Here is a 17502-nt window from a genome sequence, read left to right as displayed (position 1 = left end):
GATGAGGGTTTACCAGTCAAGGTCCTTTGAAAAAAGAGTCAAGCGATTTTCTGAAATCGAAACGGGTGTGTTAGATCAGGAAATCGAAAAGATAATGCAAAATCCATCTGTTGGAGAAGAAAAGATGGGCGATCTCCGTGGTGTTTATGTCCACAAATTCAAAATCAGGACGATTCAGTATCTGCTCTCGTACAGAATGGTTGGTAATGATCTGGAATTGATTATGATTGGTCCTCACGAAAACTATTATCGAGAATTGAAAAACTATTTGAGAAGAAGATAACCGGGGCGAACAAATCATTTGACCGGACTCCGTACCAGCAAGAAGGATGCCCCGGTTAACGCCTGTGTGTCAAAATAGGAATGAGAAGACATGAACAACTACACCACGACGCTGATCTTGCTCTGTTTCAGTAATGTCTTTATGACCCTTGCCTGGTACGGCCACCTCAAAAGCCTGAACCAAAGATCATGGCTTATTGCCGTAGTTGTAAGTTGGGGGATCGCTTTTTTCGAATACCTCCTTCAGGTTCCCGCAAACCGAATTGGGCACCAAGTCATGACGGTCGGGCAGCTCAAGATTATGCAGGAGGTGGTTACCCTGACGGTTTTTGCGCCGTTTTCTGTTCTTTATATGAGAGAGAAGCTGTCCATGGACTACTTCTGGGCGGGGCTCTGTCTAATGGGAGCGGTATTCTTTATCTTTCGAAGCAAGATCATGGGCACATAGCCGGCTGCTAGCCTGCTGCGGGTTCACCTTTATCATCCCATGCCTCCTACAGTTTTCCACAATTGACTTGACAGGCAGGGAATGTACAGCGTAAATTTATAGCTATTAAAACCAGTTTGTGGAGCAAAAGAAGCGCCCATGAAAACAGAAGAGTTGAAGGACAAGATACGCGCCGCCGCAGTAAACAACCGCATAGCCTGCGCGGTGGCCTGTAAACTGGCCGAAGAGGCCGGTGTGTCACCCGGAGAAGTCGGCAGGCTCATAGACGAACTCAACATAAAAATTGTACAATGTCAACTGGGGTGTTTTTAGGTCATGGCCTTTCTGTTCGGCCCGGTTTCTTCCCGTCGCCTTGGTCTTTCCCTGGGTATTGATTTACTTCCGCCCAAGATATGCACATTTGATTGCATCTATTGCGAGATTGGCCGGACTACGCTCCGTACCGCCAGGCGGAAGGAGTATGTCCCAACTTCCGGGGTGTTAAAAGAGGCTGAAAACTACTTACAGTCCAAAGCAGCAAAAATAGACTATGTGACGGTTACGGCCTCAGGGGAGCCGACCCTTCATAGTAAGATAGGAGACATAGTCTCCAGGCTGAAAGATGTATCACCTAAACCGGTGGCGGTAATAACCAACAGTTCTCTTCTCCATCTCCCGGAGGTAAGACAGGCGCTGCTTAAAGCGGATGTTGTCCTGCCTTCGCTTGATGCGGTGAGACCGGATACTTTTCGTCGTATCAACCGGCCTATCCGATCCATCCGCATAGAACAGATTATCAGCGGACTTAAAGACCTCCGCCAGGAATATACGGGGCAGATCTGGCTGGAGATACTCTTTGTGCAGGGCATCAATGACCGCCCGGAAGAGGTAGAGGAACTGCGGAAGGCTCTCCAGGCCATTCAGCCGGACCGCATCCAATTGAACACCGTGGATAGACCGCCGGCTGAAAACTATGCCGCGCCCTTAAGCAGCGCCCGGCTGGAGACCATCAGGGAAGTCTTGGGAGAAAGAGCGGAGGTTATTGTTGACTTTAAGCGCCGTATTCAACAGGGATTCCGCCCTCTTGTGGAAAGCGAAATACTGGCCATGCTGGCCAGAAGGCCCTGCACGGCAGAGGATATTTCCGGTTTGTTGAATGTCTCACCGGATGATATCTCAGCCGTTATGGAGCCTTTAATCAAGGAGCATCGGGCACAATGTAAGACATATGACCGGCGCGTCTTTTATATCATCCCTGAGTTTAACCTCGATTTAGGGAGGAAGCGCTTATGAGTGATAGGCTACACTTAGGAATAGATGTCGGGTCAGCCAGCGCAAATACGGTCATCATGAATGATGATAAAGGGGTTCTCCTGGAGGAATATACCCGGACCAAGGGACAACCTCTGGAAACGGTGGCCCGTGCATTAACAGGCGTGTTTTCCCGCTTTCCTGTGGAGAGCATAAAGACCGTTTCGTTTACCGGATCAGGCGGCGGCCTAATGGCCAAACTGTTAGGAGCTAACTTTACCAATGAAATTATTGCCCAGGCCCGGGCCATATCCTTTTACCATCCGGAGGTACGAACGGTAATCGAGATGGGCGGCGAGGATTCCAAGCTGATTCTCCTGAAGAACTCGATCGCCGGCATGGAAATAGAAGACTTTGCCATGAACACCCTTTGTGCGGCGGGTACGGGGTCTTTCCTGGATCAACAGGCCTCGCGGCTTGGCCTGTCTATCGAGGAGTTCAGCCGTCTCGCCCTGGAATCAAAGGCCCCACCACGCATTGCCGGCCGGTGTAGCGTCTTTGCCAAATCCGACATGATACATCTGCAGCAGGAAGCCACGCCGGTGTATGACATTGTCGCCGGCCTCTGCTACGCTATGGCCCGTAACCTGAAGGGTAACATCGGCAAGGGCAAGAAATTTCATAAGCCTATCTCCTTTCAAGGTGGGGTGGCCGCAAATCTGGGCGTACGCCGGGCCTTTACGGACATCCTGGGACTTGAAGAAGGAGAGCTGGTCATACCCCGGCACTTCCTCTCCATGGGCGCGGTGGGCGCTATCCTCCTGACGCTGGAAGACCCGGCTTATGTGCATAAATTCCAGGGTCTGGAACCACTTCTCAGGTTTATAGGGGAGAGAAAAACGGATATCCGGTATCATAATCCGTTACGCCTGGCCGACCCGGAACATAAGGTGCCCGAGGGACACATCTATAAGGATCCGGAAGTCAAAAAAATCAAGGCGTTTCTGGGAATAGATGTGGGGTCCATAAGCACCAATGTAGTAGCGATCGATGAAGAGAGGCGGGTTCTGGCCAAACGCTACCTCATGACGGCCGGCCGGCCGCTCGATGCCGTCAAGCAAGGCCTGAAGGAGATAGGAGAGGAGATCGGCGACCGGTTGGAGATTATCGGGGCCGGGACCACGGGATCCGGGCGCTATCTCACCGGCGACTTTGTCGGAGCGGACATCGTCGTCAATGAAATCACTGCGCAGGCCACGGCGGCCGCTGATATTGATCCACAGGTGGATACTATCTTTGAAATAGGCGGGCAGGATTCAAAATATATAAGCCTGCAAAACGGAGCCATCGTTGACTTCCAGATGAACAAGGTCTGTGCGGCGGGAACCGGCTCTTTTCTGGAAGAACAGGCCGAGCAGTTGGGTATCTCCATCCGGAATGATTTTGGCAGGCTTGCCCTCGAATCATCAACGCCCGTCCCCCTGGGGGAACGATGTACTGTCTTTATGAAATCGGATATAGTGCATTATCAACAGGGAGGAGCCTCCAGGGCTGATCTGGTATCCGGGCTTTCCTACGCCATCGTACAAAATTACCTGAATAAAGTCGTAGAAGACAGGAAGATCGGCAAGCGCATCTTTTATCAGGGCGGAACCGCGGCCAACCTGGGCATTGTGGCCGCCTTTGAAGGTGTCCTGGACCGGGAGATTACCGTTCCTGAGCACCATGAGGTAACCGGGGCTATAGGCGTAGCCATCCTGGCCCAGAGGGAACGAACCTGGGAGAAAAGCCGCTTCAAGGGCTTTATGCTGAGCGAACGAAACTATACCACAGAATCTTTCGAGTGTGCTGGCTGCCCGAACCACTGCGAGATCAAAAAGGTATCTATTGAAGGTGAACGTCCGCTATTCTACGGCAGCCGCTGCGAAAAATATGATGTGGACCAGCGGTCGGATAAAGGCGCGCACCTCCCGGATCTGTTTAAAGAGAGGGATGAATGGCTTTTTAAATCCGGCGAGGGAGTATCTAAGGCGGGTGAACGGGGCCGGGTGGGTATCCCGCGCACCCTCTATATGTATGAACTTTTTCCGTACTGGCAGGCCTTTTTTTCGGCCCTGGGCTTTACTGTAGTCCTGTCCGAACCCACACACAAACAGATGATACACAAAGGCCTGGAGCAGATTGTGTCTGAGACCTGTTACCCTATAAAGGTAGCCCACGGGCACGTCCTCAATCTTATCGAAAAAGGCGTTGATTTCCTCTTCTTGCCCAGCATTATAGAGATGAAACCGAAAGAAGACCCCTTTGACCATGGGTTTGTCTGCCCGTACAACCAGGCCCTGCCCTATATTATGCAATCGGCCATCGATTTTAGCAGGCAAAATATACGGGTCTTACAGCCGGTATTGCGATTTGGACGGGAGAGTAAAGATGTTCACCGGATATTGCGCAAGATGGTTGCCGACATGGGGATTTCTCCTTTCGCAGTATCCCGGGCCTGTCGTGCGGCAGAAGAGGCCCAGGCCGAGTTCTACCGCCGCCTCGAAATGCGCGGGCGGGAAGTCCTTAATTCCCTTGCCCCCGATGAAAAGGCTGTAGTCATAATCGGGCGTCCTTATACGGCATACGATCCGGGGATTAATCTCAATATCGCGCGTAAACTGAAAAAGTTGGGAGTCCTGGCCATTCCCATGGATTTTCTTCCTACAGACGATATAGATGTGGAATCAGCCCGGTTTATGTACTGGCGATACGGACAAAGAATCCTTACTGCCGCGGAGTTAATTCGGGAAAACCCCAACCTTTTTGCCGTATGCCTGACCTATTTTGCCTGTGGTCCGGATTCCTTTATCCTTCCCTTCTTTAGGGAAAGACTGCGCGGCAAGCCGTATCTGGAAATAGAGATAGATGAACATAGCGCCGATGCCGGCGCGTTGACCCGCCTGGAGGCTTATCTGGACAGCCTGAAGTGCGTAAGACCCGAGCCTGCTAAAGAAGAGCCTTCTGTAATTCGAAAAGCCGGACTGGAATGGCGAAAGATTTATCTTCCACCGATGGCCGACCATGCCTATGCCATAGCCGCTGCATTTGAGGCCTGCGGAGTAGAATCCGAGGTTTTACCGGAGTCTGACGAGGAGACTTTGCAGTTGGGGCGCAAATTAACCTCCAGCAAGGAATGTTATCCCTTCATACTCACCACCGGGGACATGGCAAAGATGGTGCAGCGCACGGATTTTGACCCTGACCATTCGGCCTTTTTCATGCCATCCGGAAACGGCCCTTGCCGTTTTGGCCAGTATCATCGGTTTCACCGTATGATTTTGGACTCTCTGGGATTTCCCCAGGTGCCCATTTTTGCGCCCAATCAAGACGAAAGCTTTTACGACCGGCTGGGCATGGTTGGCGGTAATTTCACTCGCCTGGGATGGCAAGGCATGGTAGCTGTTGACCTTTTAGAAAAGAAACTGCGGGAAACCCGGCCATACGAAAAGCGAAAGGGACAGGCTGGGGCGGTCTATCGACATGCGCTTGGTCAGGTCTGCCAGGCTATAAAGGAAAGAAAAAATCTCACCCCGGTCTTGCGGCAGGCGCGGAAGGATTTTGAGGGTGTGGCCTTAAATGGCTACAGAGAAAAGCCGGTTTTAGGCATTGTCGGTGAGATATACATACGTTCTAATAAATTTTCTAACGAAAATCTTGTGCAGCAGATCGAGGCCTTGGGCGGTGAGGCCTGGCTGCCGACCATAAGCGAATGGATTCTTTATATTAATTTCACAGCCAAGAGAAAGAGCCGCCGTGAGCAGGGGCTCAAGCAATTTTTACGGTTGGCCATGGAAGAACGCTTCCAGCTCAAGGATGAACACACCCTTTGCGCGGTGTTTGACGGGGCCCTGCGGAATTCTCCGGAACCGAGCATACCGGATATCCTGTCTTACGCCCAGCCGTATATTGATTCTTCCTTTGAAGGCGAGGCCGTACTCAGCGTGGGCAAGGCCCATGACTATTTGAAGAAAAATGTCAGCGGAATAGTAAACGTCATGCCCTTTACCTGCATGCCGGGCACTATAGTCAGCACCATCTTAAAACGGTTCCGGGAGCAGAATAACAACATTCCTTTCTTAAGTATCTCCTACGACGGACAGGAGTCGACCAATACCCGCACCCGGTTAGAGGCCTTTATGTACCAGGTCAACCATTACAAGGCCAGGACCATGGCCTCATAATAAAAGAAAGACTTAAAAGGCGTACGCATGTCAAGGAAACCAGGAAAAAAGCTGATTATAAATGCAGAGGCCAGCGAGGAATGCCGGATAGCTTTAGTAGAAGACGGTAAGCTGGAGGCCTTTCATATCGAGACCATCGGCCATGAGGTTACCAGGGGCAACATATATAAGAGCAAGGTGGTATCCATTGAGCCCAGCCTCCAAGCGGCTTTTATAGATTACGGCGGAGAAAAAAACGGTTTCTTGTCCCTATCGGAGATCCATCCCGAATATTACGGGGTAGAGACGCCGGGTGAAAAGGGTGAAAAACTACGAATTCAAGACCTGATCGAAAAAGGGCAGGAGATGCTGGTACAGGTGGTCAAGGAAGCGGCCGGGCAAAAAGGGGCGGCATTGACAACTTACCTATCCCTTCCCGGACGGTATCTGGTACTCTTGCCCGGCAGCAGCAGCGCCGGGGTATCCCGTAAGATAGAAGACGAAGAACAGCGCAAAAAACTTAAGGAAATTATGAAGGATTTTGAACTGCCGGAAGGTATTGGTTTTATCGTGCGTACGGCGAGCCTGGAAACCACCAAGAGGGAGCTGTCTAAAGATCTGCAATATCTCCTGCGCTTATGGAAAGATATAAAAGACAAAGGACAAACCCTGCCTGCCCCTGCCCTTATTTACAAGGAAGAGTACCTTATTATCCGGTCGTTACGTGATTATTTTTCTTCAGATACATGCGAGATACTGGTTGATGATAAGGAATCATTTGACCGGATACGTGATTTCATGCGCATCATCTCGCCGAGGCATTACCCGCTGGTAAAACTCTATAAGGATTCAGGGCCTATCTTTTCTCGTTATAATTTGGAGGCCCAGATTGAGAAGATATATGAATCCAGGGTAAACCTCCCGTCCGGCGGCTCGATAGTCGTAAATCCCACCGAGGCCCTGGTTGCTATTGATGTAAACTCGAGTCGCTCCGTGCGGGAAAAGGAACCGGAAGAAACGGCCTTTAAGACTAATATGGAAGCGGCAGAAGAGATTGCCAGGCAGCTCCGCCTAAGGGATCTGGGCGGTTTAATAGTTGTTGATTTTATAGATATGCGGCAGGCAACGCATCAACGCGCCTTAGAAAAAAGGTTTCGTGACAGTCTGAAGAAGGATAAGGCTAAAATCGAGATCGGCAAGATATCCAAGTTCGGCCTCCTGGAATTAACGCGCCAGAAGATTCGCTCACCTATAATCATGGGCAGTTACAAGACATGCAGCCACTGCCAGGGGCGCGGTATAGTGCGTTCTGTTGAGGCCCAGGCCATAGCTGTCCTGCGCCGTATTCAGGCCGGCCTAAGTCGTGGCGATGTGAGTGGAGTTCAGGTCCGCGTCCCTGTAGATGTGGCCGCCTACCTGTTAAATAGAAAGCGCGGGGAACTTTTTCATCTGGAAACCCGTCGTGGCATGGGCATTCACATTGATGGTCAGGCCGATCTCTTGCCCGGAGAAGCCCATATAGAATTCAGCAAAACGCCTACCTGATGAATTTGTAAAAAGTCAAAGTTTGGATGGCACAGTAAAAAGCTCCAGTTGCAAGGCGCGCAAATCCTGAGGAATGAGGCATGCATGTCGTTATCCGTTAACCGTTGTCCGTTCACCGATAATGCGTGGACATATTCTAGTCTGCTCTTTGCTGTCGGTGCACGGTGAACTGTGAACGGTGAACTATTTCCATAGCTACGCCGCAGTGACGAAGGATGCCGCGTAACGCAGCAAATGGACTTTTTACGAAGCCGTTACACTTGATCATACAATAATTGTTCTTTTTACAACATCCACAACCTCTTCGGCCGTATCCACGACCTTGAAAACCTTCAGGTCTTCGGGGGTGATCATGCAGTCAACGCACATACGCTTATCCAGCCAACTCAAGAGGCCTTTCCAATAAGAACTGTCCACCAAAATCACCGGAAACGGCCTGATGCGATTGGTCTGAATCAGGGTCAAGGCCTCAAAGAACTCATCCAGGGTGCCAAATCCACCCGGCAAACAGACAAAGGCCACCGCATATTTTACAAACATCACCTTACGGATGAAGAAATATTTGAAGTTTAATCTTATGTTGGCATAGGGATTCGGTTTCTGCTCGTAGGGGAGCTGTATATTTAGTCCAACCGATTTGCCTCCAGCCTCTGCGGCCCCCTTATTAGCCGCCTCCATCACCCCGGGCCCCCCGCCGGTAAGCACGGAAAAACCGCTTTCAACCAGAAGACGGGCTATATTCTCGGCCATATTATAAGTCTGACTACCTGGAGTTACGCGGGCCGAACCAAAAACAGAAACGCCGGGATAGGTCTCGGCCAGGGTTTCAAACCCATCCACGAACTCAGCCATAATGCGAAACATTCGCCATGAGTCTTTAATCGTGAAGGAATCGATAACATACTGTTTCTCGCTAAGACTTATTTTCATACTTTGCTTCCACCTGAGTATATATTGCAAAAAGGACGGGCCTTATGCCGCTTCTTATTTATGCTTTTTTGCGGCTTATGTCAATTTTTACGACACGGTCACCCTGTTCTTTTACTTCGTCCCCACGAAACCAAAAGTGGGGTGATGGATTAATCTGCTATAATACGTTTCGCTAAAATCAACTTTTTTCTTGAATATAGATATATTCACCGTAGCAAATACCTCTAAAAGCAATTAAGATGTAATTAGTGAATCTGGAAACGGTAGTTTCCGGATGAGCACTGATTAATGACTATTGGTGCATGCAATCTGAACTAAATGCTAAAAGACAAATCTTTTGTCATATGCGAAAATCGCCGAAATCACCCAAGGCTGGCTGTAGAAGTCTGCCGGAGATGCCATAAGGCGGGGAAGTGCCATATATATCAAGGGTGGCTCCAGCCGGGTCTTTTTCAGAGTTGGACAGGAAAGAAGAAGTAAGGAAAAAACTTGTTTTTATACAGGGCTTGGTTTAAAATAAATAAAATCTTGCAATATGGAGTGCGTCAGCCTATGGCCAAGGTAGTAAGTATCAAAAATAAAAGAGTAGTTAAAAAGGGGCGGGGCCGGCGGCTTGCGGTCATTAAAGAAGAACTCCTGCGTTTTCACGGCATTGATCTTGACCATCTCCTGGCCTCCGAACCGGCAAAGGCCCTTACGGTCGATGAGTATGAGGACTTTGCGGAGCGCATCCTGGAAGTTGTCGACGAATTTTGTGAGGAGCATCCCCATCTGACCATACATGATATTTTTTATACCCTGGAAAATGTCAAGGATATCATTAAAGACAATTGCGAAGAAAATGAGGCACAATAACCACTTTTAACCTCCCCGAATATATTATTTGATCCCCGCCTCAAAAGGAATAGGCGCAATGCCGAACTCCTCATAGAAGGTGCTGTCGTTTCCAACATTTCCTTCCAGCAACATAGTAATCTGATCCCGTGTCAGGGGGAAAGCCCGCAGACCTTCCAGGAAGTAGGCTGTAGTTTTTACCAGCCAGACCGGCACGTGCGCTTTTATAATCTTCTTACCCAAGCTCCGGGCCATCATATCCAGGATGTCATTAAATGTGAACCGATCCCGCCCCGGTAATTGAAACACCCTCCCGATAGTTTTTTCCTCTTTAAGGGACAGTGTAAAGGCCCGGGCCACCGTGTGGACATCTACGGGTTGTATCTGATAGCAGCCATCGCCGACTACCGGGACCAAAGGCGTCTTTATCATCATCTGCTTGAATAGATTGACGAAGTTATCGTCCGGGCCAAAGATGACGGAAGGTTGAAATATGGTAAAATCAAGGCCGCTCCGGCGGACATATTCCTCAGCCTTATATTTTGTCTGATGATAACGAGAGCGGGCATTGGGACGCGTGCCCAGGGAACTCATGTGGATATAGCGCTTGATGCCGTTGGTCCGTGTAGCGTTCACAATTTGAACAGTAGCCTGATAATGCATCCTTTCAAAGGTGATGCCCTTACGGGGAAACTCCCGGATGATCCCGATTAGATGGATTACCGCTTGGCAGCCCTCCAAGCCATCAGCCAGCCGGCTTTCCCCATCAAATATGTCCCCCGGCCAAAACGTAACATCCTGTCTTCTCGTCAATTTTTTCTCCGAGCCGGGCCGTGCCAGGCAGCGCACCTGGTGTCCATTGTCCAGCAGGGCATTCACCAGATGATTGCCCACAAAGCCCGTTCCGCCAGTCAGGAATACCTTCATCTTTTCCTTATAATATTATAATAGACTCCTGCTTTCGGAGGCCCCGGTCATGTTCCGCGTAAATACGCCTCAATTTGTGCCTGCAAAGCTGAAGGGGTTTTGAGCATCCGAAGTTATCCGGAAGCGTGACAACATTACAACCGGCACGATACAAGGAAAGAAGTAAGCGTTTAGAAAATGCTTGTCAAGAATATTTTATTTGGAATATAAACATGTTGCGCCAAGCGAAGATAACCCAGAGGATTCCTTCTAATTCATGGATATACACAGAACTATGGAACTCCCGGGCACTGCGCGACTGCCGCATTGGACATAGTAACCAGTGGACCTTCTCGACCTAGTACGCAGACTGCCAGATGGAGACGTTGGACACAAGCCGGTGTCTGACCGTCTAAATCTGAAACGCGAGATGCGTCGTTTTTGTAGGGACCCTATGGACTCCTGTCTTACCCTAATAAATGATCGGGAGGCGCAACTTTTTCAAGGTGATATTGGAAGGTACGTCCAAGCCTTCGGCTGGTATTCTTTGTGCCTCAAACGAACGCTTAATCTTTGCTCCGTAGCGCGGCTATACGATAAAGAACTCCGATGGCATCCCGTAAACAGGGAATTCTCGTTAAGGCAGAGAGGAATCGTGGCCAAGGCGAAGGCAGCAATGCCCTACATAGAATTGGATTATCAGAACCTTATAATCCATGCCTACATTTTACTCGATAGAACAATTGCGATCTCCCGCCGCTTCCTCCAAGGCGGCAACCTTCCAAGTTTTACGTCATTCTCTAAACACAAAGCTTTCTTAAAGACTAACGCTGGTGCCCTTTCTAAGCACCACGGTGAATATATCTACCTAATCGTGAATGGCACGGGCTGGTTTGAAGTGCCTCTGAAGCTCTTAAGAGATAAGTACCTGATGCATGCGGCAGAAAGGCATGTTGTTTTCTTTGGATGGCACAATGGGAATGATTGGGATCTCACAATGACTACGATGATTGGTGAGCATCCACACCAGACGAATCCGCTTGGGCGTGGGAAGTGGATAACGTTCAGTCCTCGTAGGCTTGCCCGAGATATGGAATCATTCCTTGCGATGTTCTCGACATATGCTCAGAAGCACATAAAGGAGGTCCAACGTGAAAATTGAATAGGTCCGCAATACCACAAAATCGGGCGGGCGATGATGGCCGTAAATTACAATTTCTAGTGGGATATCAAGAAGGCGCAGGCCAACCAATATAATAAATACGGCGTAAGTTTTGAGAAAGCGACCGGCTGAACCCTAAAAGGATGCGTTTTTCGGAACACGAGGAAACGGAATCACATCACGAATGTTACTCATGCCGGTTACGAACTGAACAAATCTCTCCAATCCGAGACCGAAGCCGGAATGGGGAACGGTTCCAAACCGTCGCAGGTCGAGATACCACCAATAGTTCTTTTCATTCAGATTAAGCTCCCTCAGCCTTGCCAGCAAGCGATCATAGCGTTCCTCTCTCTGTGACCCGCCGATCACCTCTCCCAGCTTCGGGAAGAGCACGTCCATGGCTGCTACCGTTCTGCCGTCGTCATTTTGCCGCATGTAGAAGGCCTTGATCTCCTTCGGATAGTCCACGACAACAACCGGCGATTTAAAGTGCTGTTCGGTCAGAAACCGTTCGTGTTCCGAATGCAGGTCGGTTCCCCAACTCACCGGGAGCTCGAATAATTGACCGGATTTTTCGAGAATCTCAACGGCATCCGTGTACGAAACCCTTTGGAACGGAGAATGGACGATAAGCTCCAAGGTATTGATCAGTTCCTTATTGTAGTATTTTTGCAGGAAGGCGAGGTCTTCGGCGCGGTCCTCCAGACACCGGCTGATGAGATACTTCAGGAAGGCCTCGGCCAGATCTATGGTGTCGCCCAGGTCATAAAACGCCATCTCCGGTTCCACCATCCAGAACTCGGCCAGGTGGCGGGAGGTATTTGAGTTTTCGGCACGAAAGGTGGGGCCGAAGGTATAGACCTCGCTGAAGGCCGTCGCAAAGATTTCCCCCTCAAGTTGCCCCGAAACGGTCAGGCTCACTTCTCTACCGAAGAAATCATGGGAAAAGTCCACCACGCCCGTCTCCGTCCTGGGAAGGCGATCCAGGTCCAGGGTGGTTACGCGGAACATTTCCCCGGCCCCTTCCGCATCGCTGGCGGTGATTATCGGGGTATGGACATACATGAACCCGCGTTCCTGGAAAAACGTGTGGACGGCCTGTGACAGGGTGTTGCGGACCCGAAATACGCTGCCGAAAGTGTTCGTGCGCGGGCGCAGATGGGCAATCTCTCGGAGGAATTCCAGCGTATGGCCTTTCTTCTGGAGGGGATATTCTTCTCCTGACGCGTTTCCGAATATCCGGATGGCCTTGGCCTGAATCTCGTAGGGTTGTCCCTGGGCGGGGGAGGGCACGAGTCTTCCGAGGACTTCTACGGAGGCCCCGGCATTGAGTTTTAGTGCTTCCCCGTAGTCTTCCAGCCCGGCCTCCACAACGATCTGTATCCCGGCCTGATTGGAGCCATCGTTCAGGTTAATGAAGGAAAGCCCCTTGGAGTCGCGCCTGGTCCTTACCCATCCCCTTACGCAGACCTCTTGGTCACAGTATTTTCCCGTGAGCAGTGACGCTATCTTTATATTTCTGGGCATAATATCACCTGGAATGGATTTACGAAATTAAGCGCTAAGGGAACATAGGGATTTTAGTCAGGAACTCGATTTTCGAAGGACCTCCATCTTGGCATCAATAAGCTGCTTGTGGTCTAAACCAAGCAGTTTAGCCAGCTTATGCACCAGATAGTCTTCATGTTTGTCCAGGATACCGTCAACGTAGATTACCTTCCAGATCAACTTAATCAGCTCTATTTTTTGCTCAACAGAATAATTGTTTCTTATTAATTGGGCAAATTGCCAGAGGTCAATGCTTGCCTTGCGCTCCCTTTCAGAAAGTTCTATCAGTTTATCGGTTGCTTCTTCTGGAAGGCCGAAATGCCTCTTTACAGTTTCAATAATATGCTCTTTCTCATCTGTGCTGAACTCATTATCGGCACGCGCCATCTCCAGCAGAAGGGCGCATGTTGCCACCTGAACTTTATCGGTATAGGTGGCATCCCTGGATTGGACTCCACTTTCTATAGCTATTTCTTTTTTGAAAAAGGATTTAATTATGCCAAGCATTCAATTGTCCATACTGGTAATGGGGGCCGTTCTCCCTATCCCCGGCGCGGCCTCTTGCCAAGGGTAAGCGGCACATTGATGGTCTTGCTGCCACGTAACACGGTAAGAAGCACCCTGTCCCCCGGTTTCTTTTCCCGGAGATAGCGAATTAACACATCGCCCGACTCCACCTTTTTCCCATCGATCTGCAGGATAATGTCACCGCCTATAGCCACGATGGTGTTCCCGAGACGGACCTGTCTGGTCGCGCCACGGAGCCCGGCCCGGTCGGCTGGTCCATCCTTAACCACTTCCGCAAGCATTACTCCGTAGCGGACGGGTAACTTAAGGGCCTCGGCCAGAGAGGGCCGCAGTGTCTGGAGGCCGGCGCCCAGCCAGGGGTATTCTACGTAGCCCCGGGCCATGAGTTGGGGAAATACCTTCCTGGCTGTATTGACCGGGATGGCAAAACCAATCCCTACACTCCCCCCGGAGGGACTGAATATAGCCGTATTTATGCCGATCAGCTCGCCGCGCGAGTTCAGAAGAGGCCCTCCGGAATTGCCCGGGTTGATGGAGGCATCGGTCTGAATCATGTCTTCGATTAAGAGGCCGCTCGGCGCCCTTATGGATCGTCCTATCGAGCTGATAATACCCGTAGTCAATGTCTCTTTCAGCCCAAAGGGATTTCCAATAGCCAGAACTTTTTGTCCCACCTGGAGTTGGTCTGAATCCCCCAGACGAATAGGTTTTAGTTTGTCCCCTGGCGCATCGATCTTGATGACCGCCAGGTCACTATCCGGATCCGAGCCCACAAGTTTGGCCGGATAGGAGCCTCCATCGGATAAGGTTACATGGATCGATTGCGCCTCGGTAATAACGTGATGGTTAGTAAGGATGTACCCTCGGCTGTCCAGGATTATCCCTGAACCGGAACCCTGTTTGGGCACCGGATTGAGAAAGAAATCCAGCTCCATGACCACGCTGGAGACATTGACTACGCTGGGGGCGACTTGATTATAGACAGAGACGTTATTTTTCTCATCTTCTGTCAGGGCTGCCCCTGTCCGGCTCAGGAGAAGGGTGTAAATCAGTGCCAGGCCAATTATTATGAGGTAATTTTTAGAAGTGTTTTTGTTTTGCAAGGCAACCCTCCCGGACCCGCTTCCGGCGGATCTATTGAGATTTGTTAAGTGGCAAGGTTAAACCAGGGAAACTGTACCGCCAGATAAACACCGCCGGCTATCAAAAGCCGATAATAGGCAAAGACGTAAAGGCTATGCCGGCGCAGATAAGCAAGGAGATATTTGATTACCAGATAGCCGCTTATGCCCGCAGAGGCAAGGCCAATAATGTAATAATATGCGCCGTTATTTCCGTCAGGGCCGTACTTATATAAATCCAATATGTGGTTCAGGCCGGCGCCAAAGATAATCGGTGCAGACAGGAGAAAGGAAAACCTGGCCGCCGCCTGGCGTTTCATTCCCAGAAAAAGTCCCATGGCGATAGTAATGCCGCTCCGCGAGGTTCCGGGAACAACCGCCAGGGCCTGGGCAAGGCCGATAAGTACGGCGTCCTTGAGGGATATATCATCAAATTCCCTGTGGCGGCCGGAAAAAAGCTCGGCAAGGATAAGGAGTATCCCGGCTGCCGCCAGGGTAGCAGCGATCAACGAAGGTTCCCGAAAGACGGTCTCCGCCTTTTTTTCCAGAAGATAGCCAAAGACGCCTCCCGGTATAGTGGCTATGGCCAGATAGATAAGAAGACGGTGATTATTTTTTGCAAAGTCATCTTTTTGCCCGGGCCAGATGGACGTGGCCATGGCCCACCAGTCTTCACGGAAATAGACAAGGATGGCCAGGAGTGTGCCCATGTGGAGCATTATGTCAAAGCCGAGACCGGCCTCCTTTAGGCCAAAAAAATGCTCCAGCAGGGCCAGGTGTCCGGAGCTGGAGATGGGCAGGAACTCGGTCAATCCCTGGATGACGCCCAGGAATATGGCATAGAATTCGTTCATAAACTAAGTCCTTATCAGCTATACGCCATGAACTATCAGCAAATGCTCACCCGTCCGGCTGTTCGCTGAACTGGTCAAGCCTTGCAGAAAGGCTCTCATTATAAGGCTGTGCGGTGAAAAGTAAACCTAAAAATGCTAACCGGGCTCCCCCCATTTTTTATGGAATCCTTTGTTCCTGAGCGAAATTTGCTGGAGCAGGGGGGAACCCAGCGAGGGTGAGCAGGAAGGGGAAAGCCCGCCCTTCAGAGGCGGGAAGGGGTAAGTATTCCCCGCCTGCGAATCCGCCGGAGGCGGATCACTGCAGAAGCCATGAAGCGAAGGAACGAAGGATTCCATTTCAGAAATAACATTTCTGGGGAAAGTCCAGACAAATGCTAAAAAGTGTCTGATTTCTTTGACGACCAAGGGGCATTTTTAGTTCATAGCCAGAGTGCAACTGCTCACCGTTGACCGTTTGCCGTTCACCGAAGAAGACGTTTTTCGTGCTTTTCACGGACAACGGTGAACTGATAACGGTGAATGGTTACGCCAGGGTGAGTATTTCAAAAATATCCCTTGAGGTTACAGAAAAAGGGGTATCCGGAAGGTTCTTTTTAGCCAGGACATAGCGGGCTATGGCCTCGAAATCCCCGGACTTAACACCGAAGCGGCCGATGTCCGGTTTAATGCCGAGCCGCATCAGGTAACCCTTGAGGGCCTCCAGCGTGGAGTGGGTTCCGAGAAGCGCGTCCAGGATTCCTTGCACTTTTTGAGGCTGATACCTTTGCGTGACCAGCAGGAAAGGATAAAGAAGAACCGCATTGGCCAGGCCGTGGTGCACGCCGTGGTCGAGTGTAAGGCGGTAGCCCAGGGCGTGCAGCAGTATAGTACCGGTCCGGGAGATGACCGTGCCGGCTTTAGCAGCGGCCAGGAGCATGTTTTCGCGCAGTTCCAGATTATGGGGCTCTCTTATGCTTGCCTCCAGGAACTTTCCGATCATTTCTATGCTCTCCAAGGCCAACCGGTCGGATTCGCTGCCCGCCCTCCGGGAGAGATAGCCTTCTACGGCATGGCTCAGGGCATCCATCCCGGTCCCTATGGCTAGAGCCTCCGGCATGGATATCGTACAAATAGGATCGAGAATAGCGGTCTTGGGAAAGGAGTGCGGGGTATGCAGGTTTAACTTGTCATGGGTATTCTCATCCGTGATGATGCAATACTGCGTCACCTCGCTCCCGGTCCCCGCCGTGGTCGGGATGGCCATAGTGGGAAGGGGTTCCCGTAAATAATCCCTTCGCTCTATCATCCCGGCCAGCGATCCCGTGTTTGTAACGGCCAGGGCCATGGCCTTGGCTGTATCCAGGACAGAGCCGCCGCCCAAGGCGATGATTAACTCTATTCCCTGCCTTAAGAGGAAGTCCCTGCCCCGCAGGCAGGTAGCCCAGGACGGATTTTCTTCCACGCCTTCAAATACAGTCGTTTCCAGGCCGTGTTTTCGGAGTAAGGTCAATACACGGTCAAGTAAACCACTTCTTTTTACGCTTCCTTTTCCAATAACGATGGTTACTTTTCTGACTGTGGCAGGGAGGAACTTTACCAGCTTATCGATAAGATTTCGCCCATAAAGCACCCGGGTAGGCACTGGAAGAGTGAGTTCGTTAAATGTAACCTTCAAATGCCGATCTCCGTGTGGTATGGTTTTCAGAATGTCCTGCTTATTTTATAGTGAACGTCATTTGTCAATTGTCAATAGTCATTTGTCACTGCTAAGAGAAACCAATAGTTAAAAATTTTCCACGGTTAACCAATGACTGATGACCAGTGAGGCTGCCTATAAATTCTGCCCAGGTGCGCTTAGATATGTTAACATAATTAAATAAAGAAGATGATATAAAAATTATCCCTCTTTACCCTTGTCAATCGTGCCCTTTTT

At 50.4% G+C, this 17502-nt stretch carries 15 protein-coding genes; 8 read left to right on the top strand and 7 right to left on the bottom strand.

Annotated features, from left to right (window positions below):
- The first annotated feature begins 1 nt into the window (after position 1).
- The 6 genes from PHT49_00935 (at position 2) to PHT49_00910 (ending at position 7707) form a co-directional block, all read left to right on the top strand.
- Positions 2-283, top strand: coding sequence for a type II toxin-antitoxin system RelE/ParE family toxin (locus tag PHT49_00935; GenBank protein ID MDD5450449.1), 282 nt, complete (start codon positions 2-4; stop codon positions 281-283).
- Positions 284-373: 90 nt separating this feature from the next.
- Complete coding sequence (locus PHT49_00930) at positions 374-730, top strand: DMT family protein (protein MDD5450448.1); 357 nt, start codon at positions 374-376, stop codon at positions 728-730.
- 138 nt (positions 731-868) lie between these two features.
- Positions 869-1042, top strand: a complete 174-nt coding sequence (locus tag PHT49_00925; GenBank protein MDD5450447.1) for a hypothetical protein — start codon at positions 869-871, stop codon at positions 1040-1042.
- A 3-nt stretch (positions 1043-1045) separates the two neighbouring features.
- Positions 1046-2002 carry a radical SAM protein gene (locus PHT49_00920; GenBank protein ID MDD5450446.1) on the top strand — a complete coding sequence of 319 codons (957 nt, stop codon included), beginning with the start codon at positions 1046-1048 and terminating at the stop codon, positions 2000-2002.
- A complete protein-coding gene (locus PHT49_00915; GenBank protein ID MDD5450445.1) occupies positions 1999-6183 on the top strand; it encodes an acyl-CoA dehydratase activase in 4185 nt (1394 codons plus the stop codon). The genes PHT49_00920 and PHT49_00915 overlap by 4 nt, the downstream gene beginning before the upstream one ends.
- Before the next feature lie 27 nt (positions 6184-6210).
- A complete protein-coding gene (locus PHT49_00910) occupies positions 6211-7707 on the top strand; it encodes an Rne/Rng family ribonuclease (GenBank protein ID MDD5450444.1) in 1497 nt (498 codons plus the stop codon).
- Positions 7708-7971: 264 nt separating this feature from the next.
- On the opposite strand, the gene PHT49_00905 is transcribed toward PHT49_00910, so the two are convergent.
- Positions 7972-8637 carry a TIGR00730 family Rossman fold protein gene (locus tag PHT49_00905; GenBank protein ID MDD5450443.1) on the bottom strand — a complete coding sequence of 222 codons (666 nt, stop codon included), beginning with the start codon at positions 8635-8637 and terminating at the stop codon, positions 7972-7974.
- A gap of 552 nt (positions 8638-9189) precedes the next feature.
- Between PHT49_00905 and PHT49_00900 the strand changes: the two genes are divergently transcribed.
- Positions 9190-9492: a hypothetical protein gene (locus tag PHT49_00900; protein MDD5450442.1), complete on the top strand. Its 303-nt coding sequence runs from the start codon at positions 9190-9192 to the stop codon at positions 9490-9492.
- Positions 9493-9516: 24 nt separating this feature from the next.
- Here the strand turns inward: PHT49_00900 and PHT49_00895 are convergent, their stop codons facing one another.
- The gene (locus PHT49_00895; GenBank protein ID MDD5450441.1) at positions 9517-10398 is read right to left on the bottom strand and encodes a complex I NDUFA9 subunit family protein; all 882 of its coding nucleotides are present in this window, start codon (positions 10396-10398) and stop codon (positions 9517-9519) included.
- A 634-nt stretch (positions 10399-11032) separates the two neighbouring features.
- Here PHT49_00895 and PHT49_00890 point away from each other — a divergent pair.
- On the top strand, positions 11033-11539 hold the full coding sequence (locus tag PHT49_00890; protein MDD5450440.1) for a hypothetical protein: 507 nt from the start codon (positions 11033-11035) through the stop codon (positions 11537-11539).
- 135 nt (positions 11540-11674) lie between these two features.
- Here the strand turns inward: PHT49_00890 and asnS are convergent, their stop codons facing one another.
- The 5 genes from asnS to PHT49_00865 all read right to left on the bottom strand — a co-directional run bounded on the left by asnS (position 11675) and on the right by PHT49_00865 (position 17244).
- Entirely contained in the window at positions 11675-13066 is a 1392-nt protein-coding gene (gene asnS, locus PHT49_00885; GenBank protein MDD5450439.1) for an asparagine--tRNA ligase, read from the bottom strand.
- Between the two features lie 57 nt (positions 13067-13123).
- The gene (locus tag PHT49_00880; GenBank protein MDD5450438.1) at positions 13124-13594 is read right to left on the bottom strand and encodes a TerB family tellurite resistance protein; all 471 of its coding nucleotides are present in this window, start codon (positions 13592-13594) and stop codon (positions 13124-13126) included.
- A gap of 35 nt (positions 13595-13629) precedes the next feature.
- The gene (locus PHT49_00875) at positions 13630-14718 is read right to left on the bottom strand and encodes a trypsin-like peptidase domain-containing protein (protein ID MDD5450437.1); all 1089 of its coding nucleotides are present in this window, start codon (positions 14716-14718) and stop codon (positions 13630-13632) included.
- A 44-nt stretch (positions 14719-14762) separates the two neighbouring features.
- Entirely contained in the window at positions 14763-15590 is an 828-nt protein-coding gene (gene uppP, locus PHT49_00870; protein MDD5450436.1) for an undecaprenyl-diphosphatase UppP, read from the bottom strand.
- A gap of 523 nt (positions 15591-16113) precedes the next feature.
- Entirely contained in the window at positions 16114-17244 is a 1131-nt protein-coding gene (locus tag PHT49_00865; protein ID MDD5450435.1) for an iron-containing alcohol dehydrogenase, read from the bottom strand.
- Positions 17245-17502: the final 258 nt, after the last annotated feature.

It is taken from the genome of Desulfovibrionales bacterium, from assembly GCA_028715605.1.
GTDB lineage: Bacteria > Desulfobacterota > QYQD01 > QYQD01 > QYQD01 > QYQD01.
This window is presented reverse-complemented; position numbering and strand designations above follow the sequence as displayed.